Here is a 21,734-nt window from a genome sequence, read left to right on the forward strand (position 1 = left end):
GATTTTAGAATTTATAATTAATTTGTGCTGAGAAGTTCCTTGGCTGGATCTGATCGATATAGCCGCCTCGGAAATAAGAACTGTAACCAACCGAATCAAATATATTATTAAAGAAAACCCTCAAGCCCAGCCCATTTTTAAACTGATAGCCAACCTGTGCGTCCACCGTCGTGTATTCCGGCATATCAAATGGTCTCAGACCTGGCTGAACAGATAACTCATGCCCTGTATGAAAAGTTTTTTGGGTATAATCGTCCACAGGTCTCTTACCAACATAATATATCCCTGCTCCCACATCCAAACCGTCTAATATACCTTGATTAAACCTATAATTCAACCAAGCGTTAGCCGTATGTTTTGGCGAATTCATTGGTGCAGAATTCTCTACATAAGCGGGGCTGTCGTGGTATTTGGCTTCTAAAAATGCCCAACCAGTCATAATTTGTAAGTTAGGAAGAATCCGTCCAATCAATTCAACTTCCACACCTTGTCTTTTAAGATTTCCGGCCAGACCATACAAACCAGTGGCATTACCTGCAGAATTAAGTATGGAATAGGATAAGTTTTCTGTTTCTATATCAAATAATGTTACATTGAATCTCAGCTTCTGATCCAACCAGTCAGATTTAACCCCTACCTCCCACTGCTTAGTAGTAGATGCGCCCACTGTACCGCCGTTCTCCAACGGATTATTAGCAGATCTTAACCCAGTAGTTGTGGTGTATGAGCCAAAAATATTCATATTCTCTATCGGGGAAACCATTAACCCTACTGAAGGATTCCAAGCCTCTCTGTCCGTATTTTCTTCAGCACCGTTAAGCCTGCTGTATCTAATGCCCAGATGTGCTTTTACATACTTATTGATGGTAATAACATCCTGTGCCATTAGGCCAAATGTAGGTGTTAAAGTATTAACAGGATTATTCTGAGAAATCACAAAATTAACACCATCAATATTGGAGGGTAGATTATTTTCAATATCATTAAGGACATTGATCTGATCTACATTTTTTGAAGCATATGCTGTTGTTGTAACATCAGTTTGTTTCCAATCAAAGCCAACCTGAAAGGTGTGTTTTAATTTCCATGTGTTGACCTCCAGACCAATAAAATCAAACTGAAAAACCTGATTATTATCTTGTCTTGTTGATTTTGCCAGGCTTCTGCTTCTAATAGCGTAGCCAGTGGCTGCATTGCCTGCTCCTACAGATGCGCCAACAAGATCTAATGAATAGTTAGAATTGATATATGCTGCCCTTAACTTCAATTTATCATTCAATCTTCTAGTAACTGTTGTAGAATAATTGAAAGTCTCTGTTCTCGCATTGTCTGACTTAAAACCTAAAAATTTCCCTTTTGGCATCTCGTACAATGCATCTATGTCACCTGCAGCAAGATTGACTGTTCCACGATCTGGAGTTGTATTATTATGCATATAGTCCATCTCAGCTACAATTTCAGTTTTATCATCAGGACGGAAAGCAATTGACGGATTAACATAGATACGGTCTGTGTTTACATATTTTCTAAAACTATTACTATCCTGATAAGCTGCATTAAGACGAACGGCTACTTTACCATTACTATCCAATACTCTCTGAAAATCTAGAGTTGGCCTGTAAAAATCCCAACTCCCGTATCGGAAGCCAACATTGGTCTGATTGATAAACTTCGGTACTTTGGTAACAATATTAATCACTCCACCTGCACTCCCAAGTCCATCGCCAATACCTTGTGTAACCGCTGCTGAACCTTTGATGACCTGAATACTCTCAACACCCTGCATATCAGTAAGCATAGAGCCTGTACGAAAATCTGAATCCATCATTACACCATTTTTAAGAACAGGAACCCCACGGTAACCACGTATAGACATACTTTCTCTTGTACCACCGTAACTTCCGAATTGTGTAACACCCGGAATATTTTTTGCCACATCCGTTACCGTTAAACCACCAAGTTCTTCTATTACTTTGTTGGATACAACGGATATACTCTGGATTTGATCTCTGGTTTTAAGCGGAAGCCTTGTGATTACCTCAAGACCTTCGGGCTGTTTGTTTCGCTCACCAAAAAGCTCAACTTCATCTATTGCTGTTTCTTTTTTGATAGAATCTTTTACCTGTTGTGCTTGAGTGGCTCCTACACCTAATACCAACAGTGAAATTGCTACAGTTTTTTTCATAACTTTTATTTGCAGCAAAAATATTATTTTTATTAATTCTAAATAAGTAAAACCAACTGATAAATCTCACTTTCAACCATAAAAAAATCCCTCTTCTCTCGAAAAGGGATTTTTTATCATAGCAAAGTGATGCTTTGGTTTTTGGCAAATAGCTATCAGCTATCAGCCAACCGCTTTTATCACACTTTAATTTCTACGTCTACACCTGAAGGAAGTTCTAATTTCATTAGAGCATCTACAGTTTTAGAAGAAGAAGAGTAGATATCCATCAGTCTTTTGTGAGCTGATAATTGGAATTGTTCTCTAGCTTTCTTGTTTACGTGCGGAGATCTCAATACAGTGAAGATTCTCTTGTTCGTTGGCAATGGGATTGGTCCGTTTACAACAGCACCGGTAGCCTTTACCGTTTTTACGATTTTCTCTGCAGATTTATCTACCAAGTTGTAATCGTAAGATTTAAGTTTTATTCTGATTCTTTGTGACATTTTAATCTAATTTAAATATTAACCTTTAGCCTTAGCGATTACATCTTCAGCAACGTTGTTAGGAGCAGCTTCGTATTTCTCGAATTCCATAGAAGATGTTGCTCTACCTGAAGACAAAGTTCTAAGAGAAGTTACATAACCAAACATTTCAGATAGAGGAACAAAAGCCTTGATAACTTTAGCGTTGTTTCTATCATCCATACCGTTTACAGTACCTCTTCTTCTGTTAAGGTCACCTACGATATCACCCATATATTCTTCCGGAGTTACAACTTCCAGCTTCATAATCGGCTCCATAATAACAGCCTTAGCAGCTCTACCAGATTCTTTGAATCCCATTTTAGCAGCTAATTCGAAAGATAACTGATCCGAGTCAACCGCGTGGAAAGATCCATCCTTCAAAACAATTTTCATTGCTTCTACTTCGAATCCTGCCAAAGGACCATTTTTCATAGCTTCTCTGAATCCTTTCTCAACCGAAGGGATAAATTCTTTTGGAATGTTACCACCTTTGATCTCGTTTACGAATTCAAGACCTACTTTACCTTCGTCAGCCGGACCAATGGTGAATACGATATCCGCAAATTTACCACGACCACCGGATTGTTTTTTGTAAACTTCTCTGTGGTTAGCAGTTGCAGTCAATGCTTCTTTGTATTCTACCTGAGGTTGACCTTGGTTAACTTCTACTTTAAACTCTCTTCTCATACGGTCAACAATAATGTCAAGGTGAAGCTCACCCATACCAGAGATGATAGTTTGTCCAGAAGCCTCGTCAGTTTTAACCTGGAAAGTAGGATCTTCTTCAGCTAATTTAGCTAGAGCGTTACCCATTTTATCCTGGTCAGCTTTAGTCTTAGGCTCAACAGCGATACCGATTACCGGATCTGGGAAGATCATAGACTCAAGAACGATTGGGTTCTTTTCATCAGATAACGTATCTCCTGTTTTGATATCTTTAAATCCTACAGCAGCACCAATATCTCCAGCTTCGATATATTCTACTGGATTTTGTTTGTTTGCGTGCATCTGATAGATTCTAGAAATTCTTTCTTTGTTACCAGATCTTGTGTTAAGAACATAAGAACCAGCATCCAAACGACCTGAATAAGCTCTGAAGAATGCGAGACGACCTACGAACGGGTCAGTAGCAATTTTGAAAGCTAATGCAGCGAAAGGCTCATCTACAGATGGTTTTCTTTCGATCTCAGCGTCAGTTCTTGGGTCTGTTCCTTTGATATTGTCCTTATCCAGTGGAGAAGGAAGATATTTACAAACAGCATCAAGCATAAACTGTACTCCTTTGTTCTTGAAAGAAGAACCACAAGTCATTGGGATAATAGAAAGGTCAATAGTAGCTTTTCTAAGCGCTTCGTTGATTTCCTCTTCTGAGATTGAATCCGGATCTTCGAAGAATTTCTCCATTAGAGTCTCATCATAGTCCGCAACAGCTTCTACTAATTTCTCTCTGTATTCCAAAACTTCATCCTTCATATCTTCCGGAATTGGAACTACTTCATAAGTAGCACCTTGTCCAGCTTCATCCCAGATGATTGCTCTGTTTTTGATTAAGTCTACAACCCCTTTGAAATCCTCTTCTGCACCAATTGGCAAAACGATTGGAACTGCGTTGGATCCTAACATTTCTTTTACTTGTTTTACAACGTTCAAGAAGTCAGCACCTTGTCTGTCCATTTTGTTTACGAATCCCATTCTAGCAACTTTGTAGTTGTCAGCCAATCTCCAGTTGGTTTCAGACTGAGGCTCTACTCCGTCTACTGCAGAGAAAAGGAATACCAATCCGTCCAATACTCTCAAAGATCTGTTTACTTCTACAGTGAAGTCAACGTGTCCAGGTGTATCGATAATGTTGAAGTGGTAAGGTTTTGTTTCAGGTAATTTCTTACCTTGATCTGTTGGGAAATTCCAGCTACAAGTCGTTGCAGCAGAAGTAATAGTAATACCTCTTTCTGCTTCCTGCTCCATCCAGTCCATTGTAGAAGCACCATCGTGAACCTCTCCAATTTTGTGGTTTACACCTGTATAGAATAAAATCCTTTCTGTAGTGGTGGTTTTACCTGCATCAATGTGAGCAGCAATACCAATATTTCTTGTAAATTTAAGATCTCTTCCCATTTCAGATTAGAATTTGAAGTGTGAAAACGCTTTATTCGCTTCCGCCATTTTGTGAGTATCAGATTTCTTTTTGAAAGCAGCACCTTCTTCTCTTGAAGCAGCTACCACTTCGTTAGCCAATTTCAAAGCCATAGACTTATCATTTCTAGCTTTAGAATATTTGATTAACCATTTCATTGCCATAGAAATTTTTCTATCCGCTCTGATTGGCATTGGAATCTGGAAGTTAGCACCACCTACTCTTCTGGAACGTACTTCTACGTGAGGCATAACGTTTGTTAATGCATCTTTCCAGATTTCAAGGGATGTTTTTTCTGTATCTCCTTTTTTAGTTTCTACGATATCCAACGCATCATAGAAAATTTTGAATGCGATTGACTTCTTACCGTCAAGCATTAAGTTATTTACAAATCTCGTTACCAATTGATCATTAAATTTTGGATCTGGTAACAACGGTCTTTTTTTCGCTTTCGTCTTTCTCATTGTTTCTGTACCTTATTTAATGATTATTTTTTCTTACCTTTTGCAGGCGCTGCAGCAGCTTGTCCTGGTTTAGGTCTCTTAGCACCGTACTTAGATCTTCTCTGAGTTCTTCCATTTACACCTGCAGTGTCCAATGCACCTCTTACGATGTGGTAACGTACTCCCGGTAGGTCTTTCACCCTTCCGCCTCTTACCAATACTATCGAGTGCTCTTGAAGATTATGTCCTTCGCCCGGGATATAAGCGTTGACTTCTTTACCGTTAGAAAGTCTTACCCTTGCAACTTTTCTAAGTGCAGAGTTAGGTTTCTTAGGTGTGGTAGTATATACTCTTGTACATACTCCTCGTCTTTGTGGACAAGAATCAAGGGCAGCCGATTTGCTCTTCTTGGCAAGCGTGGCTCTTCCTTTTCTTACTAGTTGTTGAATAGTAGGCATATAATGCTTTTTATTTTAGGGTGCAAAAATATAAATAATTTTTTAATCTACAATACTTTACATATAATTATTTACAATTCAGGGCTATACCTTTTTAGAGATTAATATTATTTTCAATTACAGCCAATTTATCACTTGTAATCTAAAAACAGTCATACTATATATAAGGGAGAGACCATTATAAAACTTATCATTAATTTTGTTCTTAACTGTAAACCGATTTCTTAATCACTAAAAAATTAACCTAAAAACAGAGATTAATTCATTTTACCATTATATTTGCGCTTTATTTGACACAGATTTGAAAAAAGCTTTATTCTTTATACTGATTTCCAACCTTTTGTTTTCCCAGTGGAGCATCTCCAGTGCAGAGCGGGATGCACTACTCTATATATACAATACGACAGGTGGCGAAAAATGGAACCGAACCTGGGATACTACCACAGATCCCAAAAATTGGTTTGGTGTATCTGTTAAAAACAACAGCGTCACAGAGCTTAACCTTTCCGGTAACGCACTGCAGGGCACCTTCCCTTCTACAATATCCACGCTTTCGAAACTAACAAAACTTGATCTCAGCAACAATCAGCTTTCTGGCGAGGTTGCAAACGGGATCTCATCTTTAAGCGCACTTAAACGGCTTGACGTCTCCAACAACAGATTAACCGGTGATCCTTCTTTTGCATTCTCCGGGCTTTACAATCTTGAAGATCTTGGAATTGGAGGCAATACTTTTATCATTAATGATATTAATGGATTACTGGCGAATTTTAATAATTTAAAAAACCTAAACATTGCAGGTCTAGGACTTAGCTCTGTTCCTTCAAAAATTACAGCATTTGTTAATCTTGAAAATCTTACTTTAGATAATAATTCTCTATCGGCCAATGGTTTCAACAGTCTGTCAGCATTGTCTCAGCTCAAATCCTTATCTCTATCCGGCAACGGAGTGATCCAAATCCCTGCACAGGTTTTGCAACTCACTGGCTTAACCAGCCTTGATTTGAGTCATAATAATATACCTGCGGAAAAGCTTGCTTCTTTGGCAAATCTGCTCAACCTACAATGGTTGTCACTGGAAGGAAATCAGCTTACACAGATACCGTCGCAGCTTGCCCAGATGAGAAACCTGCAAACTTTGAATCTTGGCAGGAACAATATCTCCGGGAATTTGTCTGCATTGACTGGTTTGCCAAAATTGCAGCAGCTGTTTCTTAACAACAATAATTTTTCCGGCAATTTCCCTCAGGAACTTTCTGCCATGCCACAGCTTATGATGCTAAATCTTAACAGCAACCGGCTGTCTGGCAATTTACCTTCTCAACTCCCAGAAATATTGCTGATCAGCAATAACCGTTTTACAAAAGAGCAACTCTCCACACACCTTACCTACTATCCCGAAAAGACAGAATTAAGCTATTCGCCACAGCGCTATGATGAGGAAAAACAAGTTTTGGGCATTCTTGGTCAACCCGCCAAACTGGAGCAGTCGTTATCCAGAGACCAATACAATTTTACATGGTATAAAAATCTGGACGAAAATACAGGAAACAGCGGATCAGGTCTCCATTTCAACAGCGTACAACAGTCAGATTATGCCACGTACACTGTAGAAGCTTATACATCCACGGTACTTGGCAACGCAGTTCGGTTTGACCTGTCTCAGTTCCGGGAACCAATCAGGCTGGTAGACCAACTTGGTACCACCGAAACTTCCAAATACTTTTCTGTCTATCCCAATCCGGCGGCAGACTACCTCTATATCATCAGTTCCAAATATGAAATTCAAAAGATTTATATTTACGATTTGAGTGGTAAACAAATCATCACTGATTCCGGATCAAAAATTAACGTTGCAAAATTACCAACTGGTGTTTATATGCTGAATATTAAAACCAAAGACGGCATCGTTAATTTCAAATTCATTAAGAAGTAACCCTTCTCCAAAGAATTATGGCAATAAATTGCTTTTAGATAAACAATAGTCAGAAAAGATGATCAGTTTTTTGAGTGTAGCACAAAATAAAAACTTAAATTTTGTAGTTTTGAAGATTAAAGAAAAAGAATGAAGATTAAATTACTTCTTGGAGTTGCATTTTGGGCTCTGTTGCTTTTGGCGGGCTGCAATCGGGATGACATTACATTTGATGCGCCTACTCAGTTGCTAAGATTCTCTACAGACACCGTATTTTGTGATACCGTTTATAACCAGATGCGCAGCGAAACGTATGCTGTAAAGGTCTACAACAAAGAGGACAAAGATGTAAAGATCCCAAGAATTTATCTGGAAGGCGGCAGCGCTTCGCAGTACAGGATCAATGTGGATGGGAAAGTAGGAACCGATTTTAGCCAGGTTGCACTGAGAAAAAAGGACAGTCTTTATGTTTTTGTAGAGATTGCGCCGGTTGCCAATGCGCCGGAAGCCATTGCAGAAGATAAAGTGGTTTTTGAAACTGCAGCAGGACAACAAAAAGTAACCTTATTCTCTGTCGTGCAGGATGCAGAATATTTTATCCAGACCGGAGAAAACCCTGTTACTATTAATCAAAACACAACCTGGACCAAAGATAAAGTAAAAGTCATTTTTGGGAACCTTAATATTGCTGAAGGGAAAACTCTAACGATGGAAAAAGGTACCAAAGTCTATTTCCGTAAAAATAGCGGGATGAATTTTGGGAAAAATTCGGGATTAACGGTGAATGGCGCTTTAGGTGATGAAGTAATTTTCCGGGGTGACAGAAGTGATACAAAATACGACACACTTCCCGCCAACTGGAACGGTATCAAGATGGAAGAAGGCTCGCTGCTTAATATGAATTATGCCAGAGTTTTTGGAGGTAATGTAGGTCTACAACTGAAAAAGAACAATGCAACCATCAACAATTCGATTTTCCACAGTTTTCAAAATGTGGGCATCTATGCCATCCACGCGCAGCAATTCACCGCTAATAATGTGGTGATGAACAACTGTGGCGAAGCGGATCTGGCAATCGCTTCCGGCGGAACATACAACCTCAACTATTGCACGATTGCCAATTACTGGAACCTAAATCCGTCGATGTCTGCGTTGGGAATCTTTGCAACCAATGCCTGGGAAAATGAGGATGGCGAAATTGAACTGTCCAATCCTACCCTTAATGTCAACAACTCTATTATATATGGTGATCTTCCCGACATGATGGCGTTCAGCAAAGTGGGTGAAGGTAATTTTACAACCAGTTTTAAAAATTCTTTATTGAAATTCACTTCCAATTCCGGTTTTACAGCCGATGCTACGAATGTGGTGAATCAGGATCCGAAATTCCAGAATTACTTTACCCACAAAATGAACCTGAGAGTGAAAGCAGGTTCGCCTGCAATAGGAAAAGGAATTAATGCAAGTGGAATTACAGCAACTGATATTGTTGGTAAATCCAGAGGTAATTCTCCAACCATAGGCGCTTATCAATTTTAATAAATGGAAATTACGACACTCCAAAATCAGGTTGACGAATGGATAAAAACCGTTGGTGTCCGTTACTTTAATGAGCTGACGAATATGGCAATGCTAACAGAGGAAGTCGGCGAAGTCGCCAGGATCATCGCCAGGAGATACGGCGAGCAATCTGAAAAAGAATCCGACAAATCCAAAGATTTAGGCGAAGAATTGGCTGATGTTCTTTTTGTAACGCTTTGTTTGGCGAATCAAACCGGAACAGATTTGCAATCGGCATTCGATAAAAAAATGAAAGTTAAAACCGAGCGTGACAAAGACAGGCACGCTAATAATGAAAAATTAAAAAAATAGTTGGATAGATGCCGAGGCCGGAAGTTCCAATTCTTGCATCTGACATCTGACATCTGACATCTGACAAACTATGATTATTAAAAAGTCTGAACTTATAGACGGAAAAAATATCCAAATCACCGGTTCGAAAAGTATTTCGAACCGTCTTTTGATTCTGGGCAAATTATTCGGAAATATTGACATCTTGAATCTTTCCAATTCTCAGGATACGACGCTGCTAAAAAAAGCTTTGGAATCTGATTCCGAATTGATTGATATCCATCACGCCGGAACCGCAATGCGCTTCCTGACTTCTTATTATTCAATTTTTGAAGGAAGAAAAACAATCCTGACAGGTTCTGACAGGATGAAAAACCGTCCCATAAGACCTTTGGTTGATGCGCTCAAATCTCTTGGAGCTGATATTACTTATCTTGAGAAAGAAGGTTATCCGCCATTGCAAATTATTGGTAAAAAGATTGAAAAAAATTCGGTTAAAATTTCAGCCAATGTATCGAGCCAGTTCTTGACTTCATTAATATTAATCGGTGGCAAGTTAGAAAACGGTTTAACATTGGAGCTGGAAGGCGAAATCACCTCGCGGCCTTATCTTGAGATGACACTCAAAGTCCTGAACGAAATAGGGATCAAATCTCATTTTGCAGAGGATAGAATAGAGATCATTGCCCATCCCAACCACTCCAGGACAGAACATTACGAAGTAGAAAGCGACTGGTCTTCTGCTTCTTATTTTTACTCTTTAGCAGCAATTGGAAGAAAATCGATTACGCTTAAAAGCTATCACACATTGTCTCTGCAGGGCGACAGCGTGATTAAAGAAATCTACTGGGAGTATTTTGGCATCAATACGGTTTCGGATTATGCAGAAAATTCGATTTCACTGTTACCGGAGCCAACTTTTGAATATCCAGAGCTCATTTCTATAGATATGAACGATTGCCCAGACATTGCGCAAACGCTTTGTGTAACAGCAACGGCTCTTAAAATACCATTCGTCATTACCGGGCTTCACACACTGAAAGTAAAAGAAACCGACCGATTGGTAGCGCTTCAAAATGAATTGTTGAAATTGGGAGCAAAAACACATATCACGGTTGAGAAAATCGAATCTTCGGAATTTATAGAACCGGAAGACAACATCTCAATCGCCACTTATAACGACCATCGGATGGCAATGGCTTTTGCACCGTTTGCATTAGTCAAAGAGCTGAATATCGAAAACGAAGATGTTGTTGAGAAATCTTATCCTGAGTTTTGGGAGGATTTTGAGAAAGTGACAATGAGTTAATTTGAAAATAATATGAGATATGTTATATTATTTATAATCAGCCTATTTTTCATTCAATGTTCTGTGAAGAATAATATAACCGCTGGTAAAAATCTTGATTTTAAGCTTGATACCTTAACTTATTTTGACAAGTCCAGAAACCGGGCAATCCCAGTTGCGATATATCAGCCGAAAAATAAAAAAAACTTCAACAAAATTCCCATTATTTTCAGTCACGGTTATGGAGAGAATAAAGGTGGCGATTATTTATATGCTTATACATATCTGACAGAATTTTTGGCTTCAAAAGATTATTTCGTTGTAAGTATCCAGCACGAATTGCCTACTGATGAATTACTTGCGATGACTGGAAAATTGCAGGAAACCAGAAGACCAAATTGGGAAAGAGGCGTTCAAAATATTTTGTTTGTACTGGAAAAAATCAAGAAAGAATATCCTCAGTTAAAATATAATGAGCTAACACTAATCGGACATTCCAACGGAGGAGATATGACAGTTCTTTTTGCCCACAAGTATCCGGAACTTGTCAGTAAGCTCATTTCGATGGACAACCGCCGGATGGAACTTCCAAGAACATCCAGTCCACAAATATTTTCACTTCGTTCAAATGATTATTCTGCTGACGAAAATGTTTTACCATCTGATGAAGAAGCTAAAAAATATAATATTACAATTGATTTTACAGACATCAATCATAGCAATATGGATAATGACGCCACTGAAAAAGAGAGAAAATATTTGACCAAAAAAATCCTTGAATATTTAAAAAATTAAAACTTTGAGCAGAACAATCATCATCACAGGCGCTTCATCCGGAATAGGATTGGCACTGGCAGAATATTTCGGAAAGAAAGGGAATAAAGTTTACGGACTCAGCAGAAAAACCGTAAGTTCCGATTATTTTGTTTCAATTCCGACGGATATTACCGAGAAAGACCAGATTGATAACGCCATTTCCGAAATCCTGAAAACTGAAAGCAAAATAGATGTTCTCATCAACAACGCCGGAATGGGAATGGTTGGCGCAGTTGAAGATTCTACGAAAGAAGATATTACAAAGTTATTCAATCTTAATTTGATTGGTTCTGTCCAAATGATGACTGCCGTTCTTCCAAAAATGAGAGAGCAGAAATCCGGAAAAATCATCAATGTTTCCAGTATCGGTTCAGAAATGGGATTGCCTTTCCGAGGATTTTATTCTGCTTCCAAATCCGCTTTGGACAAAGTAACAGAAGCAATGCGTTACGAAGTTTATCCCTGGAACATCCACGTGTGTTCGCTTCATTTGGGCGATATCAAAACCAATATTGCTGAAAATCGAGTGAAAACAAAAGTATCCGAAGCGTATAAAAATGTCTTTGATAAAGTTTATGCTTTGATGAATTCTCACGTTGGTGATGGGACAGAACCTTTGGATGTTGCAATTTATGTTGATAATCTTCTTCAGAAATCAAAGTGGAAAGCGCATTACTATTTCGGGAAATTCGGGCAAAAAATTGGCGTTCCTCTTAAATGGATTCTTCCTCAGAATACTTATGAAAATCTGATGAAGAAGTATAATAAAATGGATTGATTTTCTGTTTTAAATGCAAATAAAGTATAAAGTCTTCGACTCCGCTCAGACTGACATCTCTTAAAATGAACATTTAGTATTAGATTTGTCCCGCTGAACATAGTTGTACTCATCTGATTAGCAATCCAACAATAAAACATTTAGTATTAGCGATGTCACACTGAGCGGAGTCGAAGTGTTTTCTACGAAATGAATCGATATTATGTTTATATATTAAAATGTTCGGATAACTCTTATTACACAGGAGTTACTAGCGACTTGGAATCTCGATTTATTAAACATCAATCAGGACATTATCCAGAAAGTTATACTCATAATAGAAGACCAGTTCAATTAGTTTTTTATTGTGAATTTAATGAAATTGAACAAGCAATTGCTTTTGAAAAACAAGCAAAAGGTTGGAGTAGAAGGAAAAAGGAAGCTATTATCAATGACAATTGGGAAAAATTGAAGGAACTTTCTACTTGTAAAAACGAATCTCATTCAGATAATATTAATAAAGGCTTCGACTCCGCTCAGCCTGACAACTCTTAAAGAAAACGCTGAATATTAGGAACATCACACTGAGCGGAATCGAAGTGTTGAGAGTAACATTATAAATTATTTGATCCGATTACTTTACATATTTGCTGTTTTATTTTCTGTCTTGTCAATGGCTCAGAAAAAAGAATATTGGCTCATCGACAAAGAAACCAACGCAAAAAAAATCGTTTCCGACTCGGCAAACGCCGTCAAATTCCTGGATTCGCTGGCAGAAAACGCTTACTTCTTTACCGAACTCAAGACTGTTAAACAAAACGGAAACCGGACAGAAATCTACTATGACAAAGGCCCGAATTTCAACAAAGCCCACGTCAAATTTTCGGATTCTTCAGTTAATGATTTGAGATTTAAGGAGAATGAGATTTATACAAAAAACTTGGACTCACTAAAGAAAAGCATCAATCAAAAATACCGGGACAAAGGTTTTGCTTTCAATCGTGTGAAAACCAAATTCCAGAAAATGGAAAACGGAATTCCCTCAGTAAAAATATCTGTTGTTCCCGCTGCTCAAAGAAAAATCGACGCTATCGTTTTCAAAGGATACACACGTTTACCGAAACAATTCGTTAAAAACCTCAACAAACAATATTTGGGTAAAAATTATGATGACAAGAATCTGGTTTCTATGAATCAGTCTTTACAGAACCATCAGTTTGTTTCGTTGGAAAAACCGCCTCAGACCTTATTTACCAAAGATTCTACACAGGTTTTTCTCTTCACCCAAAAAAGGAAGACTAATACCTTCGACGGGATGATTGGCTTTGGGAATGATAAAACCGAAAAATTCACCGTCAATGGAACGCTGAATGTAATGCTGAAAAATATGTTCAACAGTTTCGAAAGCATCGGTATTTACTGGCAGAGAAATCCTGATAAAGGTCAGACTTTTGATATGCAAACCGATATTCCGTACACTTTTGGGAGCAATGTTGGTTTGAACGTGAATGTCAATATTTTCCGCCAGGATTCCATGTTTGCGAATGTCAAGTTTTTACCTGCGGTTTATTATCATCTTTCACCAAAGCAAAAACTCGGTCTCAAAGGCACTTTCGAGTCTTCCGCCATTTTGGATTCGCTTTATACAGGCGGTCGCGATTACAGCAAAAAAGGGTTTGGGCTTTATTATCAGTATCAGGAAGCGAGTAATATTCCGCTGTTCATCAATAAAAGCAACATCCGCGTAGAAGCTGATTTTCTCAAAACCACCTACGATGACACACAGGAAAAGCTGGACCAGATCCGCTACCTCATTTTTGCAGAACACAACTTCAACCTGTCGGGCAATCATTTCCTAAATATCCGGGGAGAATCTGCTTTGTTAAGCTCGAAAAACGAATTATCTACTAACGAACTTTTTCGGTTTGGCGGCTGGAACTCGATGCGCGGTTTCAATGAGCAAAGCCTTATCAGTGATTTTTATGCTTATGCCGGCGCAGAATACCGTTATCTCGTCAACGACCAGGCATTTTTTGATTTGTTTGCGCAATACGGTCAGATGTCCAACAAAGCGTTGGGGGTCTCGCCGAAGCTATACAGCGTTGGCGTTGGTTTTAATTTCTTTCTTCCGGTCGGTTTGATGAGCTTTCAAATTTCAAACGGTAATGAAATCGGCAATCCATTCAAGTTCAACGAGATAAAAATCCATTGGGGAATCCTGAGCCGATTTTGATAAGAAGTCCTTATCATTTATCATTCATCATTCATAATTATTAGGAGCCGGGAACCTGCTGTCCACTATATCTTTTGCAAAAAATCCATCGCTTGTTCCGAAGTTTTTTTGCAAAAGGATGCCGTTTCCATCAGGGCTATGGGATTTGTCTTTCGTTGACGTTTTGTATAAACTAGAAATATAAATCAGGGGGAAGACAATTTACAACAATGTAATGGCAAAATGCGGGGTTAAACTCTGAATTGAAAATTTTGTAATATTTTGCCGCCGCTGCTTTTCAATTCCGTAGTTTTTTTGTAAGTTTACTTCATTGAAAAAGCATTCGCTCCGTTTGGTCGTTTTTGAACTTTTAGTTCTTCGAAAGCCCGCACTTCGCCAATACTTTTTCCGTTGTACGCAATTTTATAACAACTCTGCATTAAATTGAAAATCAAATTATTATAAATTAAAAATGAGAAAAACTTTAATTGTGGCTGGAATGATTTTTCTTTCACAAATTATTTCTGCGCAAACTAAACTTGAAAACACTTATAAAGTAGAAGTTGGATTACAAGGAATATCAGTCGGAACCGAAATACCAATTAGCGACAAATTTTTAGCAGATGTAAATCTTGGTTGGGGAGGAATCACAGATTTTTGGAGTAACGGAATCTCTTATGAATGGTCAAATAATAGCAATAGTATTTTTGCGAGGGCACAAGTTCGATATTACTTAAATAGAGAAAGAAGAAGTGAAAAAGGACATTCTTTAAAAAATAACTCTGGAACATTTTTAGCTTTTCAATCAAAATTTCTTTTTAGCGGTACAGAATATTATAGTCCACAAGTTGGGAAAAGTTGGTTAAATGAAATTCAATTTGGACAACAGCTTCCATTAGGAAATCATTTTATTTTCAGATACTATGCTGGAGTTGGGAATGCAAGTGATTTAGATTACAATCAAAATAAAGTATATCCAGCTTTAGGTTTTGCTTTGGGATTCGCTTTCTAAAAAAAACTGCGTACAATAGCTAAGTTTTCGTTGCGTGCGCAGCACGAACAATGAAAACCCTGTTGAACGGAACCTTCGGCAGCTTTTGGTTGGGTATTTTCCCACACTATGGGTTTATCGTAAAGTTTTTAGAAAATATTTCAAGAGAACAGGTTGTTCTCTTTTTTTTGTTGCCATTTTACTGATTAATAATTAGTTTTACAAAGTAACTAAATATGGCGCTGAGAAAGCTACCGAAGGTTTAGTTCAACATAGTATTGGTCTAATTTGATCGTTATATTAATTTTAATTCAAATAAAAACATCCATTTTTTAATTCAATAAAAAAAGCTTAATTTTGCAAAGAAAGTAAAGATGTCTATTCATAACAAAATTGTAGAGACAGCCATCACTTTCGATGACGTGCTTCTAGTCCCTTCTTATTCAGAAGTTTTACCGAATCAGGTTTCCCTAAAATCAAGACTTACAGACAAAATTTCGCTTAATGTTCCCATTGTTTCCGCAGCGATGGATACTGTTACAGAAGCGGATTTGGCGATTGCGTTAGCCAGAGTCGGTGGCCTTGGATTCATTCACAAAAACATGCCGATTGCCGAGCAGGCAGCACAGGTCAACCGTGTAAAACGGTCAGAAAACGGAATGATCGCAGATCCTGTAACCTTGTCAAAAGACCACACGCTGGCTCAGGCAAGAGAACTGATGGCAAAATATAAAATATCCGGATTGCCGGTCGTTGATAAAAACAACATTCTTATTGGTATTATTACCAATCGGGATGTGAAGTATCAGGAAAACCTGGATGTTAAAGTTGAGGAAATAATGACAAAAGATAACCTCATTACTTCTGACAAAAACACCAATCTGGAACAGGCCAAAGAAATCCTACTTAAAAACAGGGTAGAAAAACTACCAATCGTTGATAAAAATAACAAGCTGGTAGGACTGATTACCATCAAAGATATTGACAATCAACTGGAATATCCTAATGCTAACAAAGATCAAAATGGCAGACTGATTGTTGGCGCTGGTGTTGGCGTGGGCGAAGATACAATTGACAGGATTACCGCTCTGGTAAAGGCTGGTGTAGATATTGTAGCGATAGATTCAGCCCACGGGCATTCCAAAGGTGTTCTTGACAAAATTGCCGAGATCAGGAAAACATTCCCCGACCTTGATATTGTTGGAGGAAACATCGTAACCGCAGATGCCGCAAAAGACCTTATTAAAGCTGGGGCTAACGTCCTGAAAGTAGGTGTTGGACCGGGATCTATCTGTACAACAAGAGTAGTTGCCGGCGTTGGGGTTCCTCAACTGTCCGCAATCTATAACGTTTATGAATTTGCTAAAAAGAAAAATGTAGCCGTGATCGCTGATGGAGGTATCAAACTATCCGGCGACATCGTAAAAGCCATTGCAAGCGGCGCCGGAGCAGTAATGTTAGGATCACTATTAGCAGGAACGGATGAAGCACCGGGAGAAGAAATTATTTTCCAGGGACGAAAATTCAAATCTTATCAGGGAATGGGTTCTCTTTCTGCGATGAAACGAGGTGGTAAAGAACGTTATTTCCAAAGTGAAGCTAAGAAATTTGTTCCCGAAGGCATCGAAGGAAGAGTGCCTCACAAAGGAAAACTGGAAGATGTTATTTTCCAACTGACAGGTGGTTTGCGCGCCGGAATGGGCTATTGTGGCGCAAAAGATATCGAAGCACTGCAAAAAGACAGCAAAATGGTAATGATTACTGGCAGTGGACTTAAAGAATCTCATCCCCACGATGTGATTATTACACAGGAAGCACCGAATTATTCTTTGTAAAAAATCAGAAATTGAAATGAAAAAAAACTCCATCTTGAAACAGTCAATTTGGAGTTTTTTATTTGTAGTATGATTTCTAGTAAGAGTATCTCTCGGAAAAAGAAAAAAATTATTAGAAATCTATTAAAAATCAAAACTTTGGTTTCACAATTGATGATAATTTAATAATTTTGCAGCGTTATCAAACCAATGAAGAAGAACACACTTTTCCCACTATTATTCTTAACCGTTTTTGTTTTCGGAATGCTTTCTTTCACCTCGAATAAGAAAGTAATTGCTGTTGTTTTCAATAAAGAGATGACAAAACAGGATCTTATGAGTCTGCAAAAAAACCTGAAAGATAAAAATATCATCCTGGTATTTAACAAGATGAAGTTTGTAAAAAATAAACTGTCTTATATCGATTTCAGTATCGATTTTGGGGATGGATTTTCCGGGACTTCAAAATCAGAAATCACTAAATCTAAAGAAATTGGTTTCTTGAGAGATTATAACGAGAATGCAGATCAGCCTTTTATCATTGGCGATCTTAGATAGATTTAGGCTCTTTTTTTGTAAGAAAACTCAAGCAGTCTTAGTACTCCATTTTCCGCAGTTTCTTTGAACTGGCTCCAATAAAGAGAGCAGTCAGCACAGTCATTGTTCCCCCGAAAACAACTGATCTTACAACGCCCATCAGTTTGGCCGTCAGGCCGCTTTCAAACTGGCCCAACTCATTGCTCGACATTACAAAAATAGAATTAACACTCAGCACTCTGCCACGGATCTCTTCTGGTGTTTTCAACTGAACAATGGTTCCCCGGATGACGACACTGATACCATCCAGCATACCACTCAAGACCAAAAACCCAAAGGACAGCCAATACATTTTGGATAATCCAAATCCAATAATGCACAATCCAAATCCAGCGGCAACGCAAAGCAATATTTTACCTTGATTTCTTCTTAGAGGCACTAATGATAAGGTAATGATAATCAACATAGAGCCAATATCAGAAGCCGCATTCAGCAGCCCGAACCCTTCGGATCCTACTTTCAGTATATCACTGGCAAATACAGGGATCATCGCTACCGCACCACCAAAAAGTACCGCAAACATATCCAGCATTTGCGCACCAAGAATTTCCTTTGTTTTATAAATATAAGCCAGGCCTTCCTTCATACTTTCAAAAACCTTAATGTCCTTTCTTTTATTTCCAGAGTGTTGCTTCTGCAAAGTCCAGAAGAATAAAGATGCAAGAATCATACTTCCCACAATGACCACTAATGTCCATTTTATCGTAATCATCGCAATCAGAAAACCGCCCAAAGCATGACCGGAAACCGAAGCCGTTAAAAAAGTAGCCTGATTAAGCGTCACGGCATAAGGCAAGTTCTCCTGTCTCACAATTTTCGGGATCATTGCCGGAACCAGAGGCCCCAGAAAAGAGCGGCAAATACCGGTGAAAAAGATAACCGCGTAAATAAAATAAGTAATCTGATGACCGGTAAAATGCATACGGTGTCCCAAAAATGCAGGAATTAAAAGCAGGCTGATTAACACAACGTAGGCATAATTACAAAAAAGAAGCAGTTTCTTTTTCTCCTTCATATCAATAATATGGCCGGCATAAAGTGCGCAGGAAACCGCCGGTATTACTTCGGAAAGACCAATAAGACCAATAGAAAAAGGATCTTTTGTTAATTGGTAAACCCACCACCCGAGCAATGTTGCCAACATCCGGAAAGCGATAATCAGAAAAAAACGACCTGTTAAAAGGTGTCGGAACTCGATATTACTTAAAATTTTGAGAGGCGTAAAAGAAATCATATAACAAAAGTAGTTGACAGATCATTAATCTGCTATTAATTTTCAAAATTTTATCTTAGCAGGATGAATTGGCTTATACTTATCATTGCCGGACTATTCGAGACTGGCTTCGCCACCTGCCTGGGAAAAGCGCAGGAGACTTCAGGAAAAGAAAGCATCTTCTGGTGGATCGGGTTTGGTATCTGCATCATGGCCAGCATGCTGCTGATGTTCAAAGCCATTTCTGGCGAAAACGGGCTGCCTATCGGGACTGCTTATGCCGTATGGACGGGCATCGGCGCTGTTGGCGGTGTAGTTGTCGGCATCCTTATTTTCAAGGAGCCGGCCACATTCTGGCGGTTATTTTTCGTTTTCACGTTGATTGCATCCATCGTTGGCCTCAAAGCAGTAAGCCACTGATTTTTCAGAAGCCGGGAACCTGCTGTCCACTGTATCTTTTGCAAAACCTCAACTTTAATCCCAACGCTTTTTGCAAAAGGATGCCGTTCCCATCAGGGCTATGGGATTGGTCTGTCAATCCAGGTTTCTATATCTCAGGACATTTTTTAACCAATGTGCTTGACAACGTCTAGGTTTACAATCGCAATAAGCGGTTAGTATGACAAATCCTTAAATATCAAACTCGAAACGAATTACAATCTGAAGTCAGACAAAAAATCGCCAATTTTCCTGTCATTAGCCAATCTTGGGATTTTGTTTTGACCACCTAATTTCCCCTGGGATTTGGCATAATCCTGAAACGCATTTTTCTTCACTCTGGTAATAACCAGCGGCTGCAGAATACTTCCTGAGATCAAATCGTCATAATAAGTATTTCGTTGCCTCAATTGCAGATCCAACTCCGATTTGAAAGCTTCAAAATTTTCCGGTTCTTTTTCAAACTCTATGAACCATTCGTGATAAGGCAAACCTTCCGCTGGATTCACTTGCGGCGCAAGATGGAATTCTGTAATCTGCGCAGGGAATTTCTCCACCGTTGCTTTCAGAGCTTCTTCTACTTCAAACGCAATCACGTGTTCGCCAAAAGCGGAAGTGAAATGTTTCGTTCTTCCACTTACCAAAATCCTGTACGGATTTTTATCAATAAACCGCACAACATCCCCAATCGAATAAGCCCAAAGCCCGGAATTGGTCGTGAGAATCAATGCATAATCTTTGTTCAGCTCAACATCTTTCAACGTTAATCGTTCTGCATTGGGTTTCCCGTACTGTTCTAAAGGAATAAATTCGTAGAAAATACCATGATTGGATAATAAAAGCAATCCTTCTTTCTGATAGTCATCCTGAAATGCAAAAAAACCTTCCGAAGCCGGAAAAGTCTGAACGATGTCAACAGGTTTGCCAAGCAAGTCATTCATCTTTTCCCGGTACGGTTCGTAATTGACGCCACCTGTGATAATTAGTTGAAGATTCGGGAAAATGCCTGTAATCTTTTTACAGTGTTTGTCAATCAGTTTTTCAAAATACATAATCAACCAAGGCGGGATCCCGGAAATCAAAGTCATATTCTCATTCTCTGTTTCTTCTACAATTTTATCGACTTTGGTTTCCCAATCTTCGATACAGTTGGTTTCCCAGCTTGGCAATCTGTTTTTCTGAAGATAATTTGGAATATGATGAGCGACAATTCCTGAAAGTCTTCCAGTCTTTACACCATTGACTTCTTCTAATTCAGGAGATCCTTGAAGGAAAATCATTTTCCCGTTGACAAAATCGGCGTTATTCTTTTTCTGTATATAATGGAAAATAGCACTTTGAGCTGCTGCAATCTGAAAAGGCATTGCTTCTCTGGAAATCGGAATGTATTTGGAGCCAGAAGTTGTTCCTGAGGTCTTAGCAAAATATTCGGGTAAATCTGGCCAAAGAATTTTGGACTGTCCTTTTATTACTTTCTCGATATATGGTTTTAAATCTTCGTAATCTGCAATAGGAACATTGTTTTGAAAATCTGCAATTGATTTTATGGTTTCAAATCGATGTTCTCTTCCGAATAATGTTTTTTCCGAAGTTTTTACCAAATCTAAAAGCAAATCCTGCTGATTCTGAATCGCATTGGTTTTAAAACTCTTGGATTTTTCGATATGTTTTTTTGCCCAGATGAGAGCAATTTTTTTCTTGATATAATTTAGCATTGATTAAATTTTCAATTGTCAAATTTAGAGTTTATCTTCTATATCTGTTAATTTGAATATGTTTTTTATGAATATCCGTAATTACACATAATTTCGTATATTTACTTATAATTTAATTAGTTAGATGAATATATTTAGTTTTACAACGCATTTTGGGAGAGAGGAAGATTGCAGAATTCATTTTAAGGAGCAGAGAGATAAAATCGGAGTGGTTTGCAAGTGCGGTCACAAGGAGCATTTCTGGATTAAAAGCATCTGGAGCTACGAATGCAAAAAGTGTCGTAAAAGAATTTCCTTGAAAAGTGGAACGATTATGCAAAATTCTAATCTTTCATTCTTAATTTGGTACAAAACCATGTTTCTAATGAGCGTTACCAAGAAAGGGTTTTCATCGAAAGAGA

Annotated in this window: 19 protein-coding genes and 1 pseudogene; 13 read left to right on the plus strand and 7 right to left on the minus strand. The window is 38.4% G+C overall.

The window, feature by feature from the left end:
* Positions 1 to 4: 4 nt before the first annotated feature.
* The 5 genes from B0B05_RS04635 to rpsL all read right to left on the minus strand — a co-directional run bounded on the left by B0B05_RS04635 (position 5) and on the right by rpsL (position 5,726).
* Positions 5 to 2,185 (minus strand): TonB-dependent siderophore receptor, encoded by a 2,181-nt coding sequence (locus B0B05_RS04635; RefSeq protein ID WP_076782312.1) that lies wholly within the window; start codon positions 2,183 to 2,185, stop codon positions 5 to 7.
* 179 nt (positions 2,186 to 2,364) lie between these two features.
* Entirely contained in the window at positions 2,365 to 2,670 is a 306-nt protein-coding gene (rpsJ, locus tag B0B05_RS04640) for a 30S ribosomal protein S10 (protein WP_002661363.1), read from the minus strand.
* 18 nt (positions 2,671 to 2,688) lie between these two features.
* A complete protein-coding gene (fusA, locus tag B0B05_RS04645) occupies positions 2,689 to 4,806 on the minus strand; it encodes an elongation factor G (protein WP_076782313.1) in 2,118 nt (705 codons plus the stop codon).
* A 6-nt stretch (positions 4,807 to 4,812) separates the two neighbouring features.
* On the minus strand, positions 4,813 to 5,289 hold the full coding sequence (rpsG, locus tag B0B05_RS04650; protein WP_072997610.1) for a 30S ribosomal protein S7: 477 nt from the start codon (positions 5,287 to 5,289) through the stop codon (positions 4,813 to 4,815).
* Between the two features lie 23 nt (positions 5,290 to 5,312).
* A complete protein-coding gene (rpsL, locus tag B0B05_RS04655) occupies positions 5,313 to 5,726 on the minus strand; it encodes a 30S ribosomal protein S12 (protein WP_002983146.1) in 414 nt (137 codons plus the stop codon).
* 301 nt (positions 5,727 to 6,027) lie between these two features.
* Between rpsL and B0B05_RS04660 the strand changes: the two genes are divergently transcribed.
* From B0B05_RS04660 to B0B05_RS04710, 11 genes are all read left to right on the plus strand, one after another.
* Positions 6,028 to 7,662, plus strand: a complete 1,635-nt coding sequence (locus B0B05_RS04660) for a leucine-rich repeat domain-containing protein (RefSeq protein WP_076782314.1) — start codon at positions 6,028 to 6,030, stop codon at positions 7,660 to 7,662.
* A 129-nt stretch (positions 7,663 to 7,791) separates the two neighbouring features.
* The gene (locus B0B05_RS04665) at positions 7,792 to 9,180 is read left to right on the plus strand and encodes a pectate lyase family protein (RefSeq protein ID WP_076782315.1); all 1,389 of its coding nucleotides are present in this window, start codon (positions 7,792 to 7,794) and stop codon (positions 9,178 to 9,180) included.
* 3 nt (positions 9,181 to 9,183) lie between these two features.
* Positions 9,184 to 9,513, plus strand: a complete 330-nt coding sequence (locus B0B05_RS04670) for a nucleotide pyrophosphohydrolase (protein ID WP_076782316.1) — start codon at positions 9,184 to 9,186, stop codon at positions 9,511 to 9,513.
* Between the two features lie 70 nt (positions 9,514 to 9,583).
* Positions 9,584 to 10,801, plus strand: coding sequence for a 3-phosphoshikimate 1-carboxyvinyltransferase (locus tag B0B05_RS04675; RefSeq protein ID WP_076782317.1), 1,218 nt, complete (start codon positions 9,584 to 9,586; stop codon positions 10,799 to 10,801).
* Positions 10,802 to 10,864: 63 nt separating this feature from the next.
* Positions 10,865 to 11,575, plus strand: coding sequence for an alpha/beta hydrolase (locus B0B05_RS04680; RefSeq protein ID WP_228411412.1), 711 nt, complete (start codon positions 10,865 to 10,867; stop codon positions 11,573 to 11,575).
* A gap of 4 nt (positions 11,576 to 11,579) precedes the next feature.
* Entirely contained in the window at positions 11,580 to 12,374 is a 795-nt protein-coding gene (locus B0B05_RS04685) for an SDR family oxidoreductase (RefSeq protein ID WP_076782318.1), read from the plus strand.
* A 189-nt stretch (positions 12,375 to 12,563) separates the two neighbouring features.
* A complete protein-coding gene (locus tag B0B05_RS04690) occupies positions 12,564 to 12,908 on the plus strand; it encodes a GIY-YIG nuclease family protein (protein ID WP_076782319.1) in 345 nt (114 codons plus the stop codon).
* Positions 12,909 to 13,026: 118 nt separating this feature from the next.
* A complete protein-coding gene (locus tag B0B05_RS04695; protein WP_076782320.1) occupies positions 13,027 to 14,586 on the plus strand; it encodes a BamA/TamA family outer membrane protein in 1,560 nt (519 codons plus the stop codon).
* A 451-nt stretch (positions 14,587 to 15,037) separates the two neighbouring features.
* Positions 15,038 to 15,577 (plus strand): hypothetical protein, encoded by a 540-nt coding sequence (locus tag B0B05_RS04700; RefSeq protein WP_076782321.1) that lies wholly within the window; start codon positions 15,038 to 15,040, stop codon positions 15,575 to 15,577.
* 353 nt (positions 15,578 to 15,930) lie between these two features.
* A complete protein-coding gene (guaB, locus tag B0B05_RS04705; protein WP_076782322.1) occupies positions 15,931 to 17,391 on the plus strand; it encodes an IMP dehydrogenase in 1,461 nt (486 codons plus the stop codon).
* A gap of 189 nt (positions 17,392 to 17,580) precedes the next feature.
* Complete coding sequence (locus B0B05_RS04710; RefSeq protein ID WP_076782323.1) at positions 17,581 to 17,928, plus strand: hypothetical protein; 348 nt, start codon at positions 17,581 to 17,583, stop codon at positions 17,926 to 17,928.
* 37 nt (positions 17,929 to 17,965) lie between these two features.
* Here B0B05_RS04710 and B0B05_RS04715 read toward each other — a convergent pair whose 3' ends face one another.
* Entirely contained in the window at positions 17,966 to 19,201 is a 1,236-nt protein-coding gene (locus tag B0B05_RS04715; protein ID WP_076782324.1) for an MFS transporter, read from the minus strand.
* Positions 19,202 to 19,264: 63 nt separating this feature from the next.
* On the opposite strand from B0B05_RS04715, the gene B0B05_RS04720 reads away from it, so the two are divergent.
* Entirely contained in the window at positions 19,265 to 19,600 is a 336-nt protein-coding gene (locus B0B05_RS04720) for a DMT family transporter (protein WP_076782325.1), read from the plus strand.
* A 233-nt stretch (positions 19,601 to 19,833) separates the two neighbouring features.
* On the opposite strand, the gene B0B05_RS04725 is transcribed toward B0B05_RS04720, so the two are convergent.
* A complete protein-coding gene (locus B0B05_RS04725; protein ID WP_076782326.1) occupies positions 19,834 to 21,333 on the minus strand; it encodes a GH3 auxin-responsive promoter family protein in 1,500 nt (499 codons plus the stop codon).
* Between the two features lie 124 nt (positions 21,334 to 21,457).
* Here B0B05_RS04725 and B0B05_RS04730 point away from each other — a divergent pair.
* Positions 21,458 to 21,734 (plus strand): annotated as a pseudogene (locus tag B0B05_RS04730) (IS1595 family transposase); the annotation flags it as partial.

Origin of the sequence: Epilithonimonas bovis DSM 19482, assembly GCF_900108115.1 — a bacterium.
In the GTDB taxonomy this organism is placed as follows: Bacteria; Bacteroidota; Bacteroidia; order Flavobacteriales; family Weeksellaceae; genus Epilithonimonas; species Epilithonimonas bovis.

What these genes read in the sequence shown, in the direction of transcription:
- B0B05_RS04635 (WP_076782312.1), bottom strand. Translation starts at nt 2,185, where the DNA reads ATGAAAAAAACTGTAGCAATTTCACTGTTGGTATTAGGTGTAGGAGCC.
- rpsJ (WP_002661363.1), bottom strand. Translation starts at nt 2,670, where the DNA reads ATGTCACAAAGAATCAGAATAAAACTTAAATCTTACGATTACAACTTG.
- fusA (WP_076782313.1), bottom strand. Translation starts at nt 4,806, where the DNA reads ATGGGAAGAGATCTTAAATTTACAAGAAATATTGGTATTGCTGCTCAC.
- rpsG (WP_072997610.1), bottom strand. Translation starts at nt 5,289, where the DNA reads ATGAGAAAGACGAAAGCGAAAAAAAGACCGTTGTTACCAGATCCAAAA.
- rpsL (WP_002983146.1), bottom strand. Translation starts at nt 5,726, where the DNA reads ATGCCTACTATTCAACAACTAGTAAGAAAAGGAAGAGCCACGCTTGCC.
- B0B05_RS04665 (WP_076782315.1), top strand. Translation starts at nt 7,792, where the DNA reads ATGAAGATTAAATTACTTCTTGGAGTTGCATTTTGGGCTCTGTTGCTT.
- B0B05_RS04670 (WP_076782316.1), top strand. Translation starts at nt 9,184, where the DNA reads ATGGAAATTACGACACTCCAAAATCAGGTTGACGAATGGATAAAAACC.
- B0B05_RS04675 (WP_076782317.1), top strand. Translation starts at nt 9,584, where the DNA reads ATGATTATTAAAAAGTCTGAACTTATAGACGGAAAAAATATCCAAATC.
- B0B05_RS04690 (WP_076782319.1), top strand. Translation starts at nt 12,564, where the DNA reads ATGAATCGATATTATGTTTATATATTAAAATGTTCGGATAACTCTTAT.
- B0B05_RS04695 (WP_076782320.1), top strand. Translation starts at nt 13,027, where the DNA reads ATGGCTCAGAAAAAAGAATATTGGCTCATCGACAAAGAAACCAACGCA.
- B0B05_RS04700 (WP_076782321.1), top strand. Translation starts at nt 15,038, where the DNA reads ATGAGAAAAACTTTAATTGTGGCTGGAATGATTTTTCTTTCACAAATT.
- guaB (WP_076782322.1), top strand. Translation starts at nt 15,931, where the DNA reads ATGTCTATTCATAACAAAATTGTAGAGACAGCCATCACTTTCGATGAC.
- B0B05_RS04710 (WP_076782323.1), top strand. Translation starts at nt 17,581, where the DNA reads ATGAAGAAGAACACACTTTTCCCACTATTATTCTTAACCGTTTTTGTT.
- B0B05_RS04715 (WP_076782324.1), bottom strand. Translation starts at nt 19,201, where the DNA reads ATGATTTCTTTTACGCCTCTCAAAATTTTAAGTAATATCGAGTTCCGA.
- B0B05_RS04720 (WP_076782325.1), top strand. Translation starts at nt 19,265, where the DNA reads ATGAATTGGCTTATACTTATCATTGCCGGACTATTCGAGACTGGCTTC.
- B0B05_RS04725 (WP_076782326.1), bottom strand. Translation starts at nt 21,333, where the DNA reads ATGCTAAATTATATCAAGAAAAAAATTGCTCTCATCTGGGCAAAAAAA.